The organism is Streptomyces sp. NPDC058086, assembly GCF_042885015.1.
In the GTDB taxonomy this organism is placed as follows: Bacteria; Actinomycetota; Actinomycetes; order Streptomycetales; family Streptomycetaceae; genus Streptomyces.
This window is the reverse complement of the sequence record NZ_JBHVST010000029.1, coordinates 99,616-113,232: the sequence shown is the minus strand read 5'-3', so window position 1 is coordinate 113,232 and position 13,617 is coordinate 99,616. Positions and strand designations below refer to the sequence as shown.

At 70.1% G+C, this 13,617-nt stretch carries 15 protein-coding genes; 9 read left to right on the top strand and 6 right to left on the bottom strand.

The genetic code is table 11. The annotated features are described in order from the left end of the window. Together ACFVWD_RS23650 and ACFVWD_RS23645 are read right to left on the bottom strand one after the other, a co-directional pair. On the bottom strand, positions 1-1,371 hold a 1,371-nt coding region (locus ACFVWD_RS23650; protein WP_389598705.1), incomplete at its 3' end, for an FAD-dependent monooxygenase. A 324-nt stretch (positions 1,372-1,695) separates the two neighbouring features. Continuing rightward, entirely contained in the window at positions 1,696-2,559 is an 864-nt protein-coding gene (locus tag ACFVWD_RS23645; RefSeq protein ID WP_389598703.1) for a DUF3152 domain-containing protein, read from the bottom strand. Positions 2,560-2,810: 251 nt separating this feature from the next. On the opposite strand from ACFVWD_RS23645, the gene ACFVWD_RS23640 reads away from it, so the two are divergent. Genes ACFVWD_RS23640 through ACFVWD_RS23630 form a run of 3 tightly spaced genes read left to right on the top strand, consistent with a single transcriptional unit; the run spans position 2,811 to position 5,562 of the window. After that, on the top strand, positions 2,811-3,509 hold the full coding sequence (locus ACFVWD_RS23640) for a response regulator (RefSeq protein WP_389598701.1): 699 nt from the start codon (positions 2,811-2,813) through the stop codon (positions 3,507-3,509). Beyond that, complete coding sequence (locus ACFVWD_RS23635) at positions 3,506-5,047, top strand: sensor histidine kinase (protein ID WP_389598700.1); 1,542 nt, start codon at positions 3,506-3,508, stop codon at positions 5,045-5,047. Before ACFVWD_RS23640 ends, ACFVWD_RS23635 begins: the two co-directional genes overlap by 4 nt. Then, positions 5,044-5,562: a hypothetical protein gene (locus ACFVWD_RS23630; RefSeq protein ID WP_389598699.1), complete on the top strand. Its 519-nt coding sequence runs from the start codon at positions 5,044-5,046 to the stop codon at positions 5,560-5,562. Before ACFVWD_RS23635 ends, ACFVWD_RS23630 begins: the two co-directional genes overlap by 4 nt. Before the next feature lie 11 nt (positions 5,563-5,573). On the opposite strand, the gene ACFVWD_RS23625 is transcribed toward ACFVWD_RS23630, so the two are convergent. The 3 genes from ACFVWD_RS23625 to ACFVWD_RS23615 all read right to left on the bottom strand — a co-directional run bounded on the left by ACFVWD_RS23625 (position 5,574) and on the right by ACFVWD_RS23615 (position 6,687). Then, positions 5,574-5,921 (bottom strand): VOC family protein, encoded by a 348-nt coding sequence (locus tag ACFVWD_RS23625; protein ID WP_389598697.1) that lies wholly within the window; start codon positions 5,919-5,921, stop codon positions 5,574-5,576. Between the two features lie 66 nt (positions 5,922-5,987). Further along, positions 5,988-6,176, bottom strand: coding sequence for a bleomycin resistance protein (locus ACFVWD_RS23620; protein WP_385372643.1), 189 nt, complete (start codon positions 6,174-6,176; stop codon positions 5,988-5,990). A gap of 25 nt (positions 6,177-6,201) precedes the next feature. Then, positions 6,202-6,687 (bottom strand): VOC family protein, encoded by a 486-nt coding sequence (locus ACFVWD_RS23615; RefSeq protein WP_389598695.1) that lies wholly within the window; start codon positions 6,685-6,687, stop codon positions 6,202-6,204. A gap of 269 nt (positions 6,688-6,956) precedes the next feature. Here ACFVWD_RS23615 and ACFVWD_RS23610 point away from each other — a divergent pair, with 269 nt between their 5' ends. The 6 genes from ACFVWD_RS23610 (at position 6,957) to ACFVWD_RS23585 (ending at position 13,123) form a co-directional block, all read left to right on the top strand. Beyond that, positions 6,957-7,745 (top strand): ArsR/SmtB family transcription factor, encoded by a 789-nt coding sequence (locus ACFVWD_RS23610; RefSeq protein WP_389598694.1) that lies wholly within the window; start codon positions 6,957-6,959, stop codon positions 7,743-7,745. Between the two features lie 117 nt (positions 7,746-7,862). Beyond that, positions 7,863-8,351 (top strand): hypothetical protein, encoded by a 489-nt coding sequence (locus ACFVWD_RS23605; RefSeq protein WP_389598693.1) that lies wholly within the window; start codon positions 7,863-7,865, stop codon positions 8,349-8,351. Positions 8,352-8,473: 122 nt separating this feature from the next. Continuing rightward, positions 8,474-9,403: a DMT family transporter gene (locus ACFVWD_RS23600; protein WP_389598692.1), complete on the top strand. Its 930-nt coding sequence runs from the start codon at positions 8,474-8,476 to the stop codon at positions 9,401-9,403. After that, positions 9,396-10,373 carry a LysR family transcriptional regulator gene (locus ACFVWD_RS23595; RefSeq protein ID WP_389598690.1) on the top strand — a complete coding sequence of 326 codons (978 nt, stop codon included), beginning with the start codon at positions 9,396-9,398 and terminating at the stop codon, positions 10,371-10,373. Before ACFVWD_RS23600 ends, ACFVWD_RS23595 begins: the two co-directional genes overlap by 8 nt. A 116-nt stretch (positions 10,374-10,489) precedes the next feature. Next, positions 10,490-12,613 carry a molybdopterin cofactor-binding domain-containing protein gene (locus tag ACFVWD_RS23590; protein WP_389598725.1) on the top strand — a complete coding sequence of 708 codons (2,124 nt, stop codon included), beginning with the start codon at positions 10,490-10,492 and terminating at the stop codon, positions 12,611-12,613. A gap of 21 nt (positions 12,614-12,634) precedes the next feature. Then, positions 12,635-13,123, top strand: a complete 489-nt coding sequence (locus ACFVWD_RS23585) for a (2Fe-2S)-binding protein (protein WP_389598688.1) — start codon at positions 12,635-12,637, stop codon at positions 13,121-13,123. A gap of 30 nt (positions 13,124-13,153) precedes the next feature. Here the strand turns inward: ACFVWD_RS23585 and ACFVWD_RS23580 are convergent, their stop codons facing one another. Further along, complete coding sequence (locus tag ACFVWD_RS23580; RefSeq protein ID WP_389598686.1) at positions 13,154-13,594, bottom strand: OsmC family protein; 441 nt, start codon at positions 13,592-13,594, stop codon at positions 13,154-13,156. Positions 13,595-13,617: the final 23 nt, after the last annotated feature.

Sequence of the window (13,617 nt, the reverse complement as noted above, 5' to 3'; positions counted from 1 at the left end):
AGACCGCCAGTCTCGGGCGGTCTCGCGGAGCTCCGAGCGGTCGGCGAGGTCGAGGAGCACGGGCCGTGCGGTGTGCATGAGTTCCGCGACGCTGGTTGTGCCCTGGTCGCTGTGCAGGGTGAGGTCGGGTACGAAGGTGCCGGTCAAGGCATGGTCGTTGGCGTTGGGCGGCGGGTAGCGGATGTCGGTGCCGGCGATAAGGGCTCCCATGCGGCGCAAGGGCTGCTCGTCGACGAGCAGTTCGAGGAAGACCTCCCGAAGCGCCTCGGCGGCTGGGTCGTGTCCGCGCCGCAGTGCCACCTGAGCTTGGGTCTGGAGCAGCGTACGTGCGCCGGCGAAGTGGCGTTCGTGGTGATACGTGTCCAGCAGGTCGGCCGGTGCCCAGCCGTGGATGTCGGCGGCGAGCTTCCAGGCGAGGTTGACGGTGTCGAGCATGCCGGCGTTGAGGCCCACGCCCGTGGAGGGGAACAGATGAGCCGCGTCGCCGGCCAACAGGATCCGCCCGTCGCGGTATCGCTGCGCCTGCCGAGCCTGAAACTGGTAGCGCGACAGCCGAAACAGCTCTCCCAAGGGGAGATTCGCGCCCAGCACGCGGCGGATGCTGTCCTGGAGCTCGTTCAGGTTCATCGGCGCGTCGTCGTCGACTTCGGTGGACTCGTCTTCGGTGGTGGAGACCATTGCAACCTCGGGAGTGAGCCACCCGAACCCGAAGACGCCGCGGTCTGTCCGGGTGAAGGAACCCGCGCGGATCCTGCCAAGCCCGGGGACGTCGAGGTCACCGTTGTCGAGCCGGGTCATCGAATCGGGCAGGGAGAGCTGGCCCAGCCGGTTGACCTCAGGATGGGTGGTGCCCGGGAATGGGATACCGGTCAGCTCTCGGACCCGGCTGCGCGGGCCGTCGCAGCCCACCAGGTATCGGGCGGTCACTCGGTACGGCCCGCCCGGGCCGCGCACGTTCGCGGTCACCATGGTGTCGTCCTGGCCGACCCCGACCATCTCCTGTCCCCGGCGTATGTCTGCGCCGAGTTCGCGGGCGCGTTCGTCGAGCAGGCGCTCGAGTCGCGGTTGCGGGAGCGTCAGTCCCCGCAGCGGGGGATCTGCCAGGGGCGAGAAGTCCACGTGCACACCGCCGAACGGGTATCGGGGAGCCGGGTGGACGGGGCCGGTGCTCGCTGCTTCGAACCGGTCCAGCAGGCCTCGGTAGCACAGCAGTTGCAGGATCTGCCCGCCGAGACCGTTGGCCTTCGGGGTCTCTCGGGGTAGCGGCTGCCGTTCCAGTACCAGAGGTCGCACTCCGGCCAGGAGCAGTTCACCGGCCAGCATCAGGCCGGCCGGACCGGCACCCACGATGATGACGTCGGCGTCCGTCACTGGCCACGCCCCGCGCGGTCTTCCGTCGCGTCTCCGCGCGACCCGGTCGTCGACAACAACGCGCGCACTTCGCTCCTCCTGTTTCCGCAGGTCCTGGCCCTCAGCCGAGGATTCTGCGGCACGACCGGGGCCTTGCCGCAAGCCCCCCGGTGCGCTATAGGTTGACAGTGGAGAGGAGCAGATACTCCTTTCCTGGTGTCGTCCGCTGTCGTCCGCTGTGGACGGATCTCCCGCGGGCCTGCGGATGCGGCCGCAGAACGCGAAGTCTCTTCGCCCTCTTCACCAAGCCCGGCTGGTGGCCCCGCCGACGGCGAGGGTGGCCCGTCAGGGCACGGCGGGTCCCGTGATGAGTCGGCCCTCGCTGTCGTACGGCCGGACGTTGGGGACGCAGCCGTGCATGCCCTTGATCTGCTGCATCATCACGGGGGCCGGTTTGCCCGCGCCGGGGCAGGTCACGTGGTTGTGGCCGAGGAAGTGGCCGACCTCGTGATTGATGATCAGCGCCCGGTAGGCGGCCACGTCGTGCGCGTACACCGGAGTCGCCAGCAGCCATCGTCTGAGGTTGACCACGACGTCCTTGCCCACGCTGCAGTTGACCTCACCGCCGGTGTCGAGTCCGTACCGGCCGCAGATCTTGTCCACCGTCACCGGCGTGGCGAGCCGTACGACGAAGTCGGGCGTGCCGCCGGTGACACGCCGGAACGCGGTCTCGCCGTCGGCCGTCCAGCCGCGCGGGTCGGCGAGTATGCCCTCCACCTGCTTTGCGACATCGGCGGCCGACTGCTTGAGGCCGTCCTCGACGACGACCTCGTAGCGCAGCAGCCGGCTGCCGCGCCCCACGGTCCCGCTCCCACCGCCGGCGGTGGTGAACGTGCCGGGGCCCGAGGACGGGATGGAGTCCGGGGAGGAGGCCGGTGCGGAGGAACCCGAGGACGGCTCGCCCGTGCCGCTGGTCCTGGCGGCCGGTTCCTCCCTGTGCTCGGCGCCGGCCGCCGTACTGCTCGGCTTGGCCGATCGGTCCGGTGTCGTCGAGGGCTCGTCCGGCGCCGACCGGGAGGGCCGTGCGGCGACATGGGGCCGGTCGTCGCTTCCGGAGACCGTGGGTGTCGTCCGGTTCATGGCGAGGGTGGCGACGCAGACGAGGGCGGCGAGTGCGGCGAGGCCCCCCAGCAGAGGCCCTTTCCCCATGCGGCCGCGCCCGTCGGCATGCGCGGGGCCGTTGCGACGACGATGGGATCGCGGGGTCGGGGGCGTCGCACGGTGAGCGGTCGTGGTCATGGCCGTCAAGGCTGTGCACACGATGTGATGGGAACTGGATCGGAAGGTAACGAAACCATAACGCCCGATCGTGGGTGGAGCTATGTGATCGTCCCGTAACAGTTCCCCGACCGGACGTGGTCTCCGCGTCAAGTCCCTTGATCCGTACGGATACTGAGTGCATGCCACGTGTCCTGCTCATCGAAGACGACCGCGCCGTACGGGAGGGCGTCCTGCTCGCGCTGCGCCGCCAGGGACACGACGTCACCGCCGTGGGGACCGGCGAGGACGGGCTGGCCCGGCTGCGATCCTTCCGACCGGACGTCGTCGTGCTCGATCTCATGCTGCCCGGCCTGAGCGGTCTCGAGGTGTGCCGCCGGATCCGTACCGAGGACCAGGTGCCGATCATCATGGCGACCGCCCGGGGCGACGACACGGACATCGTGGTCGGCCTCGAAGCCGGGGCGGACGACTACGTCGTGAAGCCGGTGCAGGCACGCGTCCTGGAGGCCCGTATACGTGCCGTCCTGCGCCGGGTCGGCGGAGCGCCCGCCGACGGCGGCATACCGAAGATCGAGGCCCACGGCGAGAACGGCGAACTGGCCATCGACCGGGCCGGGTTGGCCGTCACCCGGCAGGGTGCGCCGGTCTCCCTCGCCCCTTCCGAACTGCGGCTCCTGCTGACCCTCTCGGCCTCGCCCGGCCAGGTGTTCTCCCGGCAGCAGTTGCTGGAGGCGGTCTGGGAACACAGCTATCACGGCGACTCGCGGCTGGTGGACGCCTGCGTCAAGCGGCTGCGCACCAAGATGGGCGAGCCGGCGGGGCGACCGCGCTACATCCAGACCGTGCGCGGCTTCGGCTACCGGTTCCAGTCCCGGTGAAACCACCGCTGCGCGGCCTGCGCGGCCGGCTGCTCGTGGCGTTCGTGCTCGTCGCCGCCGTCGCCACCCTGACCACAGGCGCCCTGACCTTCCGGGAGGCTCGCACCGGGGTGCTCCAGCAGAGCCAGGACAACGTGATCAAGCGTCTGCGGTATCACGTCAACGCCCTTTCGGCAGGCGTCAGTTACCCGCCGACCCGGCGCGACCTGGAGTGGATCGCCGCTGAGGTGGCCCGCGCGGAACCGGCGCAGAACTGGCGCGTACTGGCCACCTATCGCGAACTGCGCGCCACTTCCACACCACAGGACAGGTTCACCGAGCTGACGCCCGCCATGCGGTCGGCCGTGAGCTCCCGCCGGGCCGCCGTCTTCCAGCGGGTGTCGACGCACGGCGGCTCCTCGCTCGTCGTCGGCCTGCCGGTCACCCTGGAGACTCCCGGCGAACACCCGGCCTCCGGGGTCGCGGTCTTCCTGACGGTGCCGCAGACCGGAGAACAGGGCGACGTCGACGCCCTGGTCGCCGCCATCGGCCGCGCCGTCCTGCCCGCCCTGGGCCTGGCCGTCCTGCTCGCCCTGCTGGCCGCCCGGGGCGTGCTGCGTCCGGTACGGGAGTTGCGCCGCGCCACTCGCAGGATCGCCGAGGGCCACTTGGACACCCGGCTCGCCATCAACGGCTCCGACGAACTCGCCGACCTTTCCCACACCTTCAACGAGACCGCGGCCGCGTTGGAGGGGTCCGTGGCCGAACTGCGCCGCATGGAGGCCCGCGCCCGCCGCTTCGTCGCGGACGTGTCGCACGAGCTGCGCACCCCGCTGGCCGCGATGTCGGCGGTCACCGACGTCCTCGACGAGGACGCGGCCGGGCTGACCCCGGACACCGCCACGGCCGTACGGCTCATCAGCGAGGAAACCGTGAAGCTGGCTCGCCTGGTGGACGACCTGATGGAGATCTCCCGCTTCGACGCGGGCGCGGCGGCCCTGCAACTGGACGACATAGACCTCGCCGAGTCCCTCCGCCGCACCCTCGCCGCCCGCGCCTGGCCGGACACGGTGGACACCCTGCTCCCCGAGCCCGGCGAACTGCGGGGCCGGGTCGACCCACGCCGCCTCGACGTGGTCGTCGCGAACCTGGTCGGCAACGCGCTCCGTCACGGCGGACGCCCCGTACAACTGCTCCTGTACGCACGAGAGTCGCCGGACGTGGACGACACGGGGTGGGCGGTCATCGAGGTGCGGGACAGCGGGCCGGGCATCCCCGCCGACGTCCTGCCGCACGTCTTCGACCGCTTCTACAAGTCGGACAGCGCCCGGACCAGAACGGAAGGCAGCGGACTCGGACTCTCGATCACGGCCGAGAACGTCCACCTGCACGGCGGTACGGTCCGGGCGGCGAACCACGCGGAGGGCGGCGCTGTGTTCACGGTCGAGATCCCCCTGACACGACCCCCGCGAGGGCCCAGGAACCAGCTTTTGGAACAGCCTGCGGAAGGGTCTGCGGCATCGTCTCCGCAACGGCCTCTGGAACGGGATGGTTCATGAGCCCCAGACGCCGGTCGTCGCGGACCGCGCTGCTGCTCGCGACCGCCTTCCTGCTCTCCTCCTGTGGCATCCCTGAGACCGGTGTCGTGGAGGCCGGAGAGCCCGCCACCGGAATCCGGCCGGCCCAGGTCCTCTACTTCGTCGGCGCGGGCACCCTGCTTGCCGTGCGCCGCCATGTCTTCGGCCCGGGCGGCATCGAGACGGCCGTGGAGATGCTGTTCCAGGGCCCGGACGCCCAGGAACGCCGTCAGGGCATGACCACCGAGCTTCCGCCGATGCGGGCCGCCCCAACGATCCGGACGGACGGCGGACGGCTGTCGATCGAACTGCCAGGGGGGACTGCGCCGCTGACCGGGACAGCGCGCGCCCAACTGATCTGCACAGCCGTCGGCGCCCGCCTCGTCGAGACCCCGGACGCCGACACCGCACCGACGAGCGTGACCGTGACGGTCCGCGGCGCCTGGCACACCGAAGGCTCAAGCGAGACGTGCCCATCCATTACGGGGGCCGACTGATTCTGTGAGGCTCATCGGTGGCTCAGCACGTTGACCACCCGCCCGTTGGGATCACGAACGAAGAACCGGCGCACCCCCCACTCTTCGTCCTGCAAGGGGTGCACGATCTCCGCGCCGCTCACGCGCATGACCTCATAGGCCGCGTCCACGTCATCCACCTCCACGCTCATGTCGGGCGTGACCGGTGCTGTCCTGTCACTGGTCATCAAGCTGACCTGTGCCGCCGGGTGGGACGGCGAGGCCAGCGTGACGATCCAGCCGTGGTCCATGACCTCTTCGAAGCCCAGCAGGCCGTAGAACTCCCGGCTCTCCCGCACGACTTCCGACTGGACATTGGGCACGACACGGCGAACGGCCATCGACGACTCCAAGTGAGAGCGAATCTGTCCCTACGTCTCACCGTACGATGGCGTCGTGGTCGGCCTTCACCGCCCTAGTGCCGCCATGTGGAGCGCGGCGTCGTCGGCCGCCTCGTCGGGAGTCCGGCCGTTCTCACGGGCGACGATGTACGCGGCGTACCAATCCGACCAGTGGTGCTCCGGAGCGCTCGCCTCGTAGGGTCCGTGGTGTTCCTCGGTCTCACGCAGGAGTTCTGCCAGCGTGGGGATATCCATGGCGAAGCCTCCTCGGCGGGACTCGTCACCGTCCCGGTAGTCGCACCTGGACCTCTTGCAGCACCCACCCATTGCCGTCCGGATCGCTGAACGAGGCGAATGAGGCGTAGCTGCGGCCCTCTGGATCGGGGCCATCCGCCTGATCCTGCACGCCCGCGTCGTAGACGTTGTGGTAGATCTCGCTCACCTCGACGCCTCTGCTGATCAGGTCGGCACAGGCCTGCTCCAAGTCGGTGACCACAAGGTAGTTGTGGGCGGAGCCCGGCGCCGCGGGGGTGATCCCGCGGCCGAAGTGGATCGAGCAATCCGACCCTGGTGGCGTGAACTGCACGAGCCGGAATCTCGGACTGGCCTCGAAGTCCGCATCGAGCCGCCACCCCAGGCTGCGATAGAAGTGCAGGGCGCGACTGACGTCGGTGACCGGGATGACGGCGACCTCGAGCCTCATGCTCATGGTCGGCTCCTTGACGACGTCCGTTGCGCCGTCCTGCTCTCTCTGCTGGGTGCTCATGGCGATCTCCCATGACGGCCGCCCGGTTCGGCTGTGACCCCTGATAGGCCGCCACCGGCGGGTACCCGAGCACCGGCTCCGGGTCACCCATGGACCGACTACGCGGTAGTTGTCGTACGACTGATGATATTGGCGATGACGCCTGACGGCGCGCCGAGCACCTGGTCACGTCACACGGTCAGTCGTGCAGGGAGGCCGACGAGGGTCCGCCATTGACATTATGCAGGCAAGTGCCTGCATAATGGAGTGTGAGCCTCGAAGCTAGAGCGATGGACCTGGTCTTCAAAGCGCTGGCCGACCCCACCCGGCGACTCCTGCTCGACCGTCTGCGCGAGCACAACGGCCAGACGCTGAGCGAGCTGTGCGAGCGGTTGGACATGACGCGCCAGTCGGCGACACAGCATCTCGACATCCTGGGGCAGGCCAACCTCGTGACCGTCGTGCGACGGGGACGGGAGCGGCTTCACTACCTCAACCCGACACCGATCCACGAGATGGAGGAGCGCTGGATTTCGGGGTTCGACAAGCCCCGTCTGCAGGCGATCAGTGCCATCAAGAACCAGGCAGAGGAGTACGCCATGACCGACGGACCCACGTCCGTGCCGACCTACGTCTATGTCACCTACATCCACGCAAGCGCGGAGCAGGTGTGGCAAGCCCTGACGGACGCGGACCTGACGGCGCGCTACTGGGGACACGCCAACGTCTCGGACTGGCAACCGGGTTCGGCCTGGGAGCATCGACGCGTCGACGGCTCAGGCGCCGTCGATGTCGTCGGTCAAGTGATCAAGGCCGAGCCTCCGACGCGCTTGGTCATCACCTTCGAGGACGCCCCCGACGCCGAAACGCCGAGGGAACCTTCGGTTGTCACCTTTTTCGTCGAACCACACGAGGACATCGTCCGCCTCACCGTGACCCACGAGAACCTCCCCAACCAGGAGATGCTCAATGGCATCTCGCGCGGATGGCCGGCCGTGTTGGCGAACCTCAAGTCGCTGCTCGAGACCGGCGATGTCCTCCCGCAGGCGCCATGGGAGATGTCTCCCGGGCACGCCTGAGACGGCATTCGCCACAGCCCTTCCCGTGCTCGCACTCGCGCACGTCCGCAGAAACCCGATCACGACCGCAGAAACACGTCCGCAGAAACCCGCGCACGACCGCAGAAAGAAGTCGACATGATGGACACCACCCCGCTGCGGAACGCCTACCGCGCGCTGCTGGACGCTGCTGTCGCCGTGGCTGACTCCAGCGACACGAGCCCCGTCCCGCCGAACGGCGAATGGAACGCCGAGCAGATCCTGGCGCACGTCGCCCTCGTCAACGCCGCCACCATCGCCGCGGTCTCCTGCGTCGCCGCGGGATCAAACACGACGTACGACAACCGCGTGGCGCTCGACACCTGGACCATCGAGCGCCTCATCGCGCTCGCCGGCGGCAGCACAGGGCTTCGAGACCGCATCCGTCTCCAAGGGGACGCCCTCTGCGCACTCGGCGGACCGATGCTGAGCGACGCCGAACTCGACACACCGGTGCCGACCCGTCTCCTGTCCAAGGCCACCGTCCTGGCCGATCAGCCGATGCCTCTGAGAGACCTCATCACCGGCCTCGCGGAAGTGGAGCTGCCCGGCCACACCAAACAGCTCCTGGCCCTTCTGAGCTGCTGAAACTCGTCACCGGCGGGCGGAGCGCCTCCGTAGTCGATGAAAGCCATCACGTAAGTAGGACTGAAGCTTTCTGAAACAAAAGCTAACTGGAACTTCTCGTTCTGGTCAGCGATGGTGGAGCCATGTCCGCACGCATCGCCTCTCCCCGCTTCCTCGCCCTGGTCGGCACCGTCGTGCTGTGGGCGTCGGCCTTTCCCGCCATCCGGGTCGGCATCGACGGCCTGGGAGTGGCGGCGCTGTCGTTCCTGCGGCTCCTGGTCGCCGCCGTCGCGCTGCTGGCCGTGGCACCCTTCGCGAAGGTACGGCTGCCGCGACGCGGCGGCCTGACGCTGATCACCCTGTGCGGGGCCACGGGCATGACCGCGTACCAGGTCCTGCTCAACTGGGGCGAAGTGCACGTGGAGGCCGGGACCGCGAGCCTGCTCATCGCGATCGCCCCCGTCTTCAGTGTGCTGCTGGGAAGTCTGTTCCTCGGCGAGAGGCTCACCCACAACATCGTCGTCGGCAGCGTCGTCGCGCTCGCGGGCGCGGCCGTCGTCAGCCTGGCCGAGGGCACCGGCGGGTTCTCCGTCTCGGCCCTCGTCATCCTGGCGGCCGCCGTGGTCCAAGGGGTCTACCACTTCGCGAGCAAGCCCCTGCTGCGCCACTACACCGGTCTGGAGGTCGCCACCTACGCGATGGTCGCGGGTACGCTCTTCGCGCTGCCCCTGACCCCCGCCACCTGGCACGCGACCCTCCACGCCCCGCCCGGCGCACTCGCCTCCGCCGCCTACCTGGGCCTCCTGCCCTCCGCCCTCGGCTTCGTCATCTGGGCCTACGCGGTTGCCCGGCTGCCGCTCGCCGTCTCCACCGCGGCCCTGTACCTGGTGCCGCCGGTGGCGCTGATCGCCTCCTTCATCTGGCTGGGGGAGGTGCCCCGCCCCAGCGCACTGGCCGGTGGAGCGATCAGTGTCGCGGGAGTGATCCTGATCAGCCGGCACAAGCAGAACCACAACCCCGCCAACGCCCCCGCCGTGGCCGGGTCCGAGCCGCAAGGAGCCGCTTGTGCTTGACGTACGCCGCCTGCGCATCCTCCAGCACCTGGCCGTCTACGGAACCGTCGCGGCCACGGCGGATGCGCTGCACCTGACCGCACCGGCCGTCTCCCAGCACCTCGCCGCCCTGCAGAAGGAGGCCGGCACGCCCGTCGTCGAGAAACACGGGCGCACGCTGCGCCTGACCGCGGCCGGGGAACTGCTGGTGGCCCACACCGAGGTCATCCTGGCCGAGCTCGCGGCAGCCGAGTCGGGCCTGGCCGCGATGAAGGGAGGCCGTCGCGGCACGGTACGGATCAGCGCCTTCGCCTCCGCCGCGCGCACCCTCGTCCCGCCCTTGTTCGAACGTCTAGCCGGCCCCGATCTCGCCCCCGGCAACGGCACCGGTGCCGCCCGGGACCTCTCGCTGCGGCTCTCCGTCCAGGAGCCCGACGATGCCCTCGACGAACTCCACAAACGCTCGACCGACCTCGCCCTGGTGCACAGCTACACCGTGCTGCCACGCAGTGTCCCCGCGGCGTGGGAGCAGACGGTCCTGATGGAAGAACCAGTCCTCCTCGCCCTGCACCCCGACCGGGCCGGTCTGGAAGGCCTCGCCGCAGGGCAGCCCGCGGACCTGTCCCGTCTGGCGCATCTGCCGTGGCTGACCCCCGGCCCAGAGACCTCCTGCTACGAGATGATCCAGCGGGCCTGCGGCGCGGCCGGCTTCGTCCCGGACATTCGGGCCTCCAGCAGCGATTTCTCCGTGCTGACGGCTCTGGCCGCCGCAGACGCCGGTGCCGTCCTGGTGCCCCGCATGGCCCTGCCGGACCACACCGCGCCCCTCAGCCTCCACCCCCTGGTCCGTCCCGTGTCCCGAACCGTCTTCGCGGTCAGCCGCGCGGGCACCGGCAAGCACCCCGACCTGCGGGCCGTACTGGACCTGCTGCACGAGACGGCCACGGCGCTCGACGACAGGGGCGGCAACCGGCCCGACCGGCCCGGGTAATCGCGACGACCGCCCCACGCAACCTCGAAGAGCGCTGCCCCCTCATACCAGGGGAACCCACCCGGGTACTCGGAGAGGAGCGCCTGTTGGCCCGTCAGCTGTCCCGCCGGAAGTTCATGGTCTACTCGCTCGCGGCGTCCACACTGACCGTCGCGGCGCCCATCGGCTGTGACACGTCGTCGGTGGAGGACGTCGAGCCCACCGCGGCGGAGGTGCGTGGGCCGTCCCGCGTCCTGGTGACCGGCGCGGACGAGGAGATGCTGGTCCTGGAGGTCACCGCGGCCAACAAGGTGGTCGTACGACTGCCGCGCGTCGAGGTCGGACAGGGCATCACTACCGCGGTCGCCATGATGATCGCCGAGGAACTGGACGCCCGGCTCGCCGACGTCGACATCCCGCTCGCCGAGGCCCGCACCAAGGGGAACCAGTACACCGGCGGCTCCAGTTCCGTCAGTTCCCTGTACGGCCCCGCCCGCGCGCTCGCCGCCACCGCCAGGGCCCGGCTGGTGACCGCGGCCGCCCGGCGCTGGCACCTGCCCGCCCGGAGCCTGCGTACGCGGGACACGATGGTGGTCGCCCCGGACGGCCGTACGGCCACCTTCGGATCGCTGACGGCGGCCGCCGCCCGGATCCACCGCCCCGACGTGTCGAGCAAGCCCAAGCCCGCGTCCCAGCACAAGGTGATCGGACGGCCGACGGGCCGGATCGACGCGCGGGACATCGTCACGGGCAGGGCGAAGTACGCCGGGGACCTGGAGGTCGCAGGGGCCAAGCCGACCGTGGTGGCCCGGCCGCCGACGCTCGGTGGGCGCCTCGTCTCGGTCGACGACCGTGCGGCCCGCGCGATGCCCGGCGTCCACGCGGTGGTCAAGGTCGCCGGCGGTGTAGCCGTGGTCGCGGAGTCCTTCCACCACGCATTCAAAGCCCGCGACGCCCTGCGGATCACCTGGAGGCCGGGGCCGCTGGCGCCGTTGTCCGACGCCGCCATCCGGTCCCGGCTACGGGCCGCCGTTCCCTTGGCCGGCGCGCCGCCGCGCGGATCGGCGCAGGTCGAGGGCGAGTTCGAGTTCGCCTTCGTCAGCCATGCCCCGATGGAAGTGCTGACCGCGGTGGCGGACGTACGTGCCGACCGTGCCGAGATCTGGTTCTCCTCCCAGACACCGATGGACGCGCGGGAAAGCATCGCCTCGGCGATCGGACTGCCGAAGTCGAAGGTCCGGGTCCATGTCGTGCGCGGCGGCGGCTCGTTCGGACGGCGGCTGAACTACGACGCCGCGATCGAGGCCGCCCTGATCTCGAAGGCGGCACGGCGACCGGTGAAGCTGATGTGGAGCCGCGGGGACGACATCCGGCACGGCCGGATGCGCGCGGCCTCCCACCACCGGATCCGGGCCGGCCATGCGCACGGCAGGGTGGTGGCCTTCAGCCATGCGATGGCCTCGGTGAGCGAGTCGTACGAGCGGCAGGGACTGGCCGCTCAGGGCGACGTGGCCGTTCAAGGCGGTGTGGCCGTTCAGGGCGGTGTGACCACGGTGGCCGCGGGCCCGCTGCCCAGCGACAGCGGTCTCTACAACTTCGGGCACGTTTCGGGGAGTTCGGGCTCGGTCGAGCTGGCGATGCCGCTCGGAGCCTGGCGGTCGGTGGACTCCGGGACCATGCGCACCGCGGAGGAGATCGTCGTCGACGAGATCGCCGCCACGCTGGGCAAGGACCCGGTGGCCTTCCGGCGCGGCACGCTCAGGAACAAGGCCGTCAAAGCCGTACTCGACAAGGTCGCGGCCGCCGGAAACTGGGGTCGGCCCCTGCCGTCCGGCCAGGCGCAGGGTGTGGCCGTCCACGAGGAATACGGCTCCTGCGTGGCCTGCCTGGTCGAGATCGACGCCACCGACCCGAAGAACCCCAGGGTGACCAAGGTGGTGATGGCGGCCGACGTCGGAACGGCCGTCAACCCGCGCGGACTGGAGGCCCAGCTCATGGGCACCGCCGTCGACGGCATCTCCACCGTGCTGCGGGCCGGACTGCACATCGACCGGGGTGCGGTGCGCGAGGGCAGCTTCGCCGACTTCCACTACGCCCGCCAGCAGCACTCCCCGTTGCGCTTCGAGGCGCACATCATGCCGTCACGGCGCGAGCCCGGCGGGGCCGGCGAACTCGGCGTGCCGGCGGCGGCCGGTGCCGTGGCGAACGCCTACGCCCGTGCGACCCGTACCAAGCCCCGCCGCTTCCCGATCAACTTCTGATCGCTGTCCGAGAAGGTGCTGATGCCCTCCTATTCCTTCGTCCTCAACGGAAAGCCGGTCACCGTCGAGGCCCCCGCCGACATGCCGCTCCTGTGGGTACTGCGCGACCTGCTGCACGTCACCGGGCCCAAGTACGGCTGTGGCGTGGGCGTTTGCCGTGCCTGCACCAGCCACCTGGACGGGGCGGAGATCCAGCCCTGCGTCGTCCCGGTCGCCGACTGCGCGGACCGCGGGGTCACCACCATTGAGGGCCTGGCCGACGGCGACACCCTGCACCCCGTACAACAGGCTTGGCTCGACTGCGACGTCGCACAGTGCGGCTTCTGTCAGCCCGGCCAGATCATGGCCGCCGTGGCCCTGCTCAAGAGGACGCCCCGGCCCACCGACGACGACATCGACCGTATCGAGAACGTCTGCCGCTGCGGCACGTACTCCCGGATCCGCGAGGCGATCAAGAAGGCCTCCGCCGCCGACGACCATGTCAACCGTCCTGGTCAGAGCCATCCTTGAGGCACGGGGTGGCGTTCGGTCCCGGCAGGGTCAGGCGTCCGCGACCGTCGCCGTGACGGGCGTGCCGATCTCGACCGTACGGCTGACCGTGCAGAGCCGGTCGTGGGAGGTCTTCACCGCCCGGGGGAGGATCGCGCGGGCGCGGTCGCCGAGGTCGCCGTCCGGGAAGGTGACGGAGAAGGTGACCACGAGGTCGGTCATCCGGTTTCCGAACTCGTCACTGATCCTGTCGCCGGTGACGGAGACGGCGAAGCCGGTGGGCTCCGCGTGGCGGGCGGTGGCGACATCGACGTCGGCCGCGGTGCAGCCCCCGATCGCGGCGAGCAACAGCTCGACCGGGGTGAAGTCGGTGCCGCCGTGGGGATCGGAGCTGGTGCCGAAGCTGATCGTGCCGCCGCGAGGGTTCGTCGCGGTGAAGTGGCCGGTGCCGGTCCGCTCGATGGCGACGGAGCGCAGGTTCTTTTCGGTCATGCAGACGACACTAACGCGCAGGT

Bases quoted from the DNA above. Each gene is read 5' to 3' on its own strand.
- ACFVWD_RS23630 (WP_389598699.1), top strand. From the start codon at position 5,044: ATGAGCCCCAGACGCCGGTCGTCGCGGACCGCGCTGCTGCTCGCGACC.
- ACFVWD_RS23590 (WP_389598725.1), top strand. From the start codon at position 10,490: ATGGTCTACTCGCTCGCGGCGTCCACACTGACCGTCGCGGCGCCCATC.
- ACFVWD_RS23615 (WP_389598695.1), bottom strand. From the start codon at position 6,687: ATGAGCACCCAGCAGAGAGAGCAGGACGGCGCAACGGACGTCGTCAAG.
- ACFVWD_RS23605 (WP_389598693.1), top strand. From the start codon at position 7,863: ATGATGGACACCACCCCGCTGCGGAACGCCTACCGCGCGCTGCTGGAC.
- ACFVWD_RS23610 (WP_389598694.1), top strand. From the start codon at position 6,957: ATGGACCTGGTCTTCAAAGCGCTGGCCGACCCCACCCGGCGACTCCTG.
- ACFVWD_RS23620 (WP_385372643.1), bottom strand. From the start codon at position 6,176: ATGGATATCCCCACGCTGGCAGAACTCCTGCGTGAGACCGAGGAACAC.
- ACFVWD_RS23600 (WP_389598692.1), top strand. From the start codon at position 8,474: ATGTCCGCACGCATCGCCTCTCCCCGCTTCCTCGCCCTGGTCGGCACC.
- ACFVWD_RS23580 (WP_389598686.1), bottom strand. From the start codon at position 13,594: ATGACCGAAAAGAACCTGCGCTCCGTCGCCATCGAGCGGACCGGCACC.
- ACFVWD_RS23640 (WP_389598701.1), top strand. From the start codon at position 2,811: ATGCCACGTGTCCTGCTCATCGAAGACGACCGCGCCGTACGGGAGGGC.
- ACFVWD_RS23645 (WP_389598703.1), bottom strand. From the start codon at position 2,559: ATGGGGAAAGGGCCTCTGCTGGGGGGCCTCGCCGCACTCGCCGCCCTC.
- ACFVWD_RS23585 (WP_389598688.1), top strand. From the start codon at position 12,635: ATGCCCTCCTATTCCTTCGTCCTCAACGGAAAGCCGGTCACCGTCGAG.
- ACFVWD_RS23625 (WP_389598697.1), bottom strand. From the start codon at position 5,921: ATGGCCGTTCGCCGTGTCGTGCCCAATGTCCAGTCGGAAGTCGTGCGG.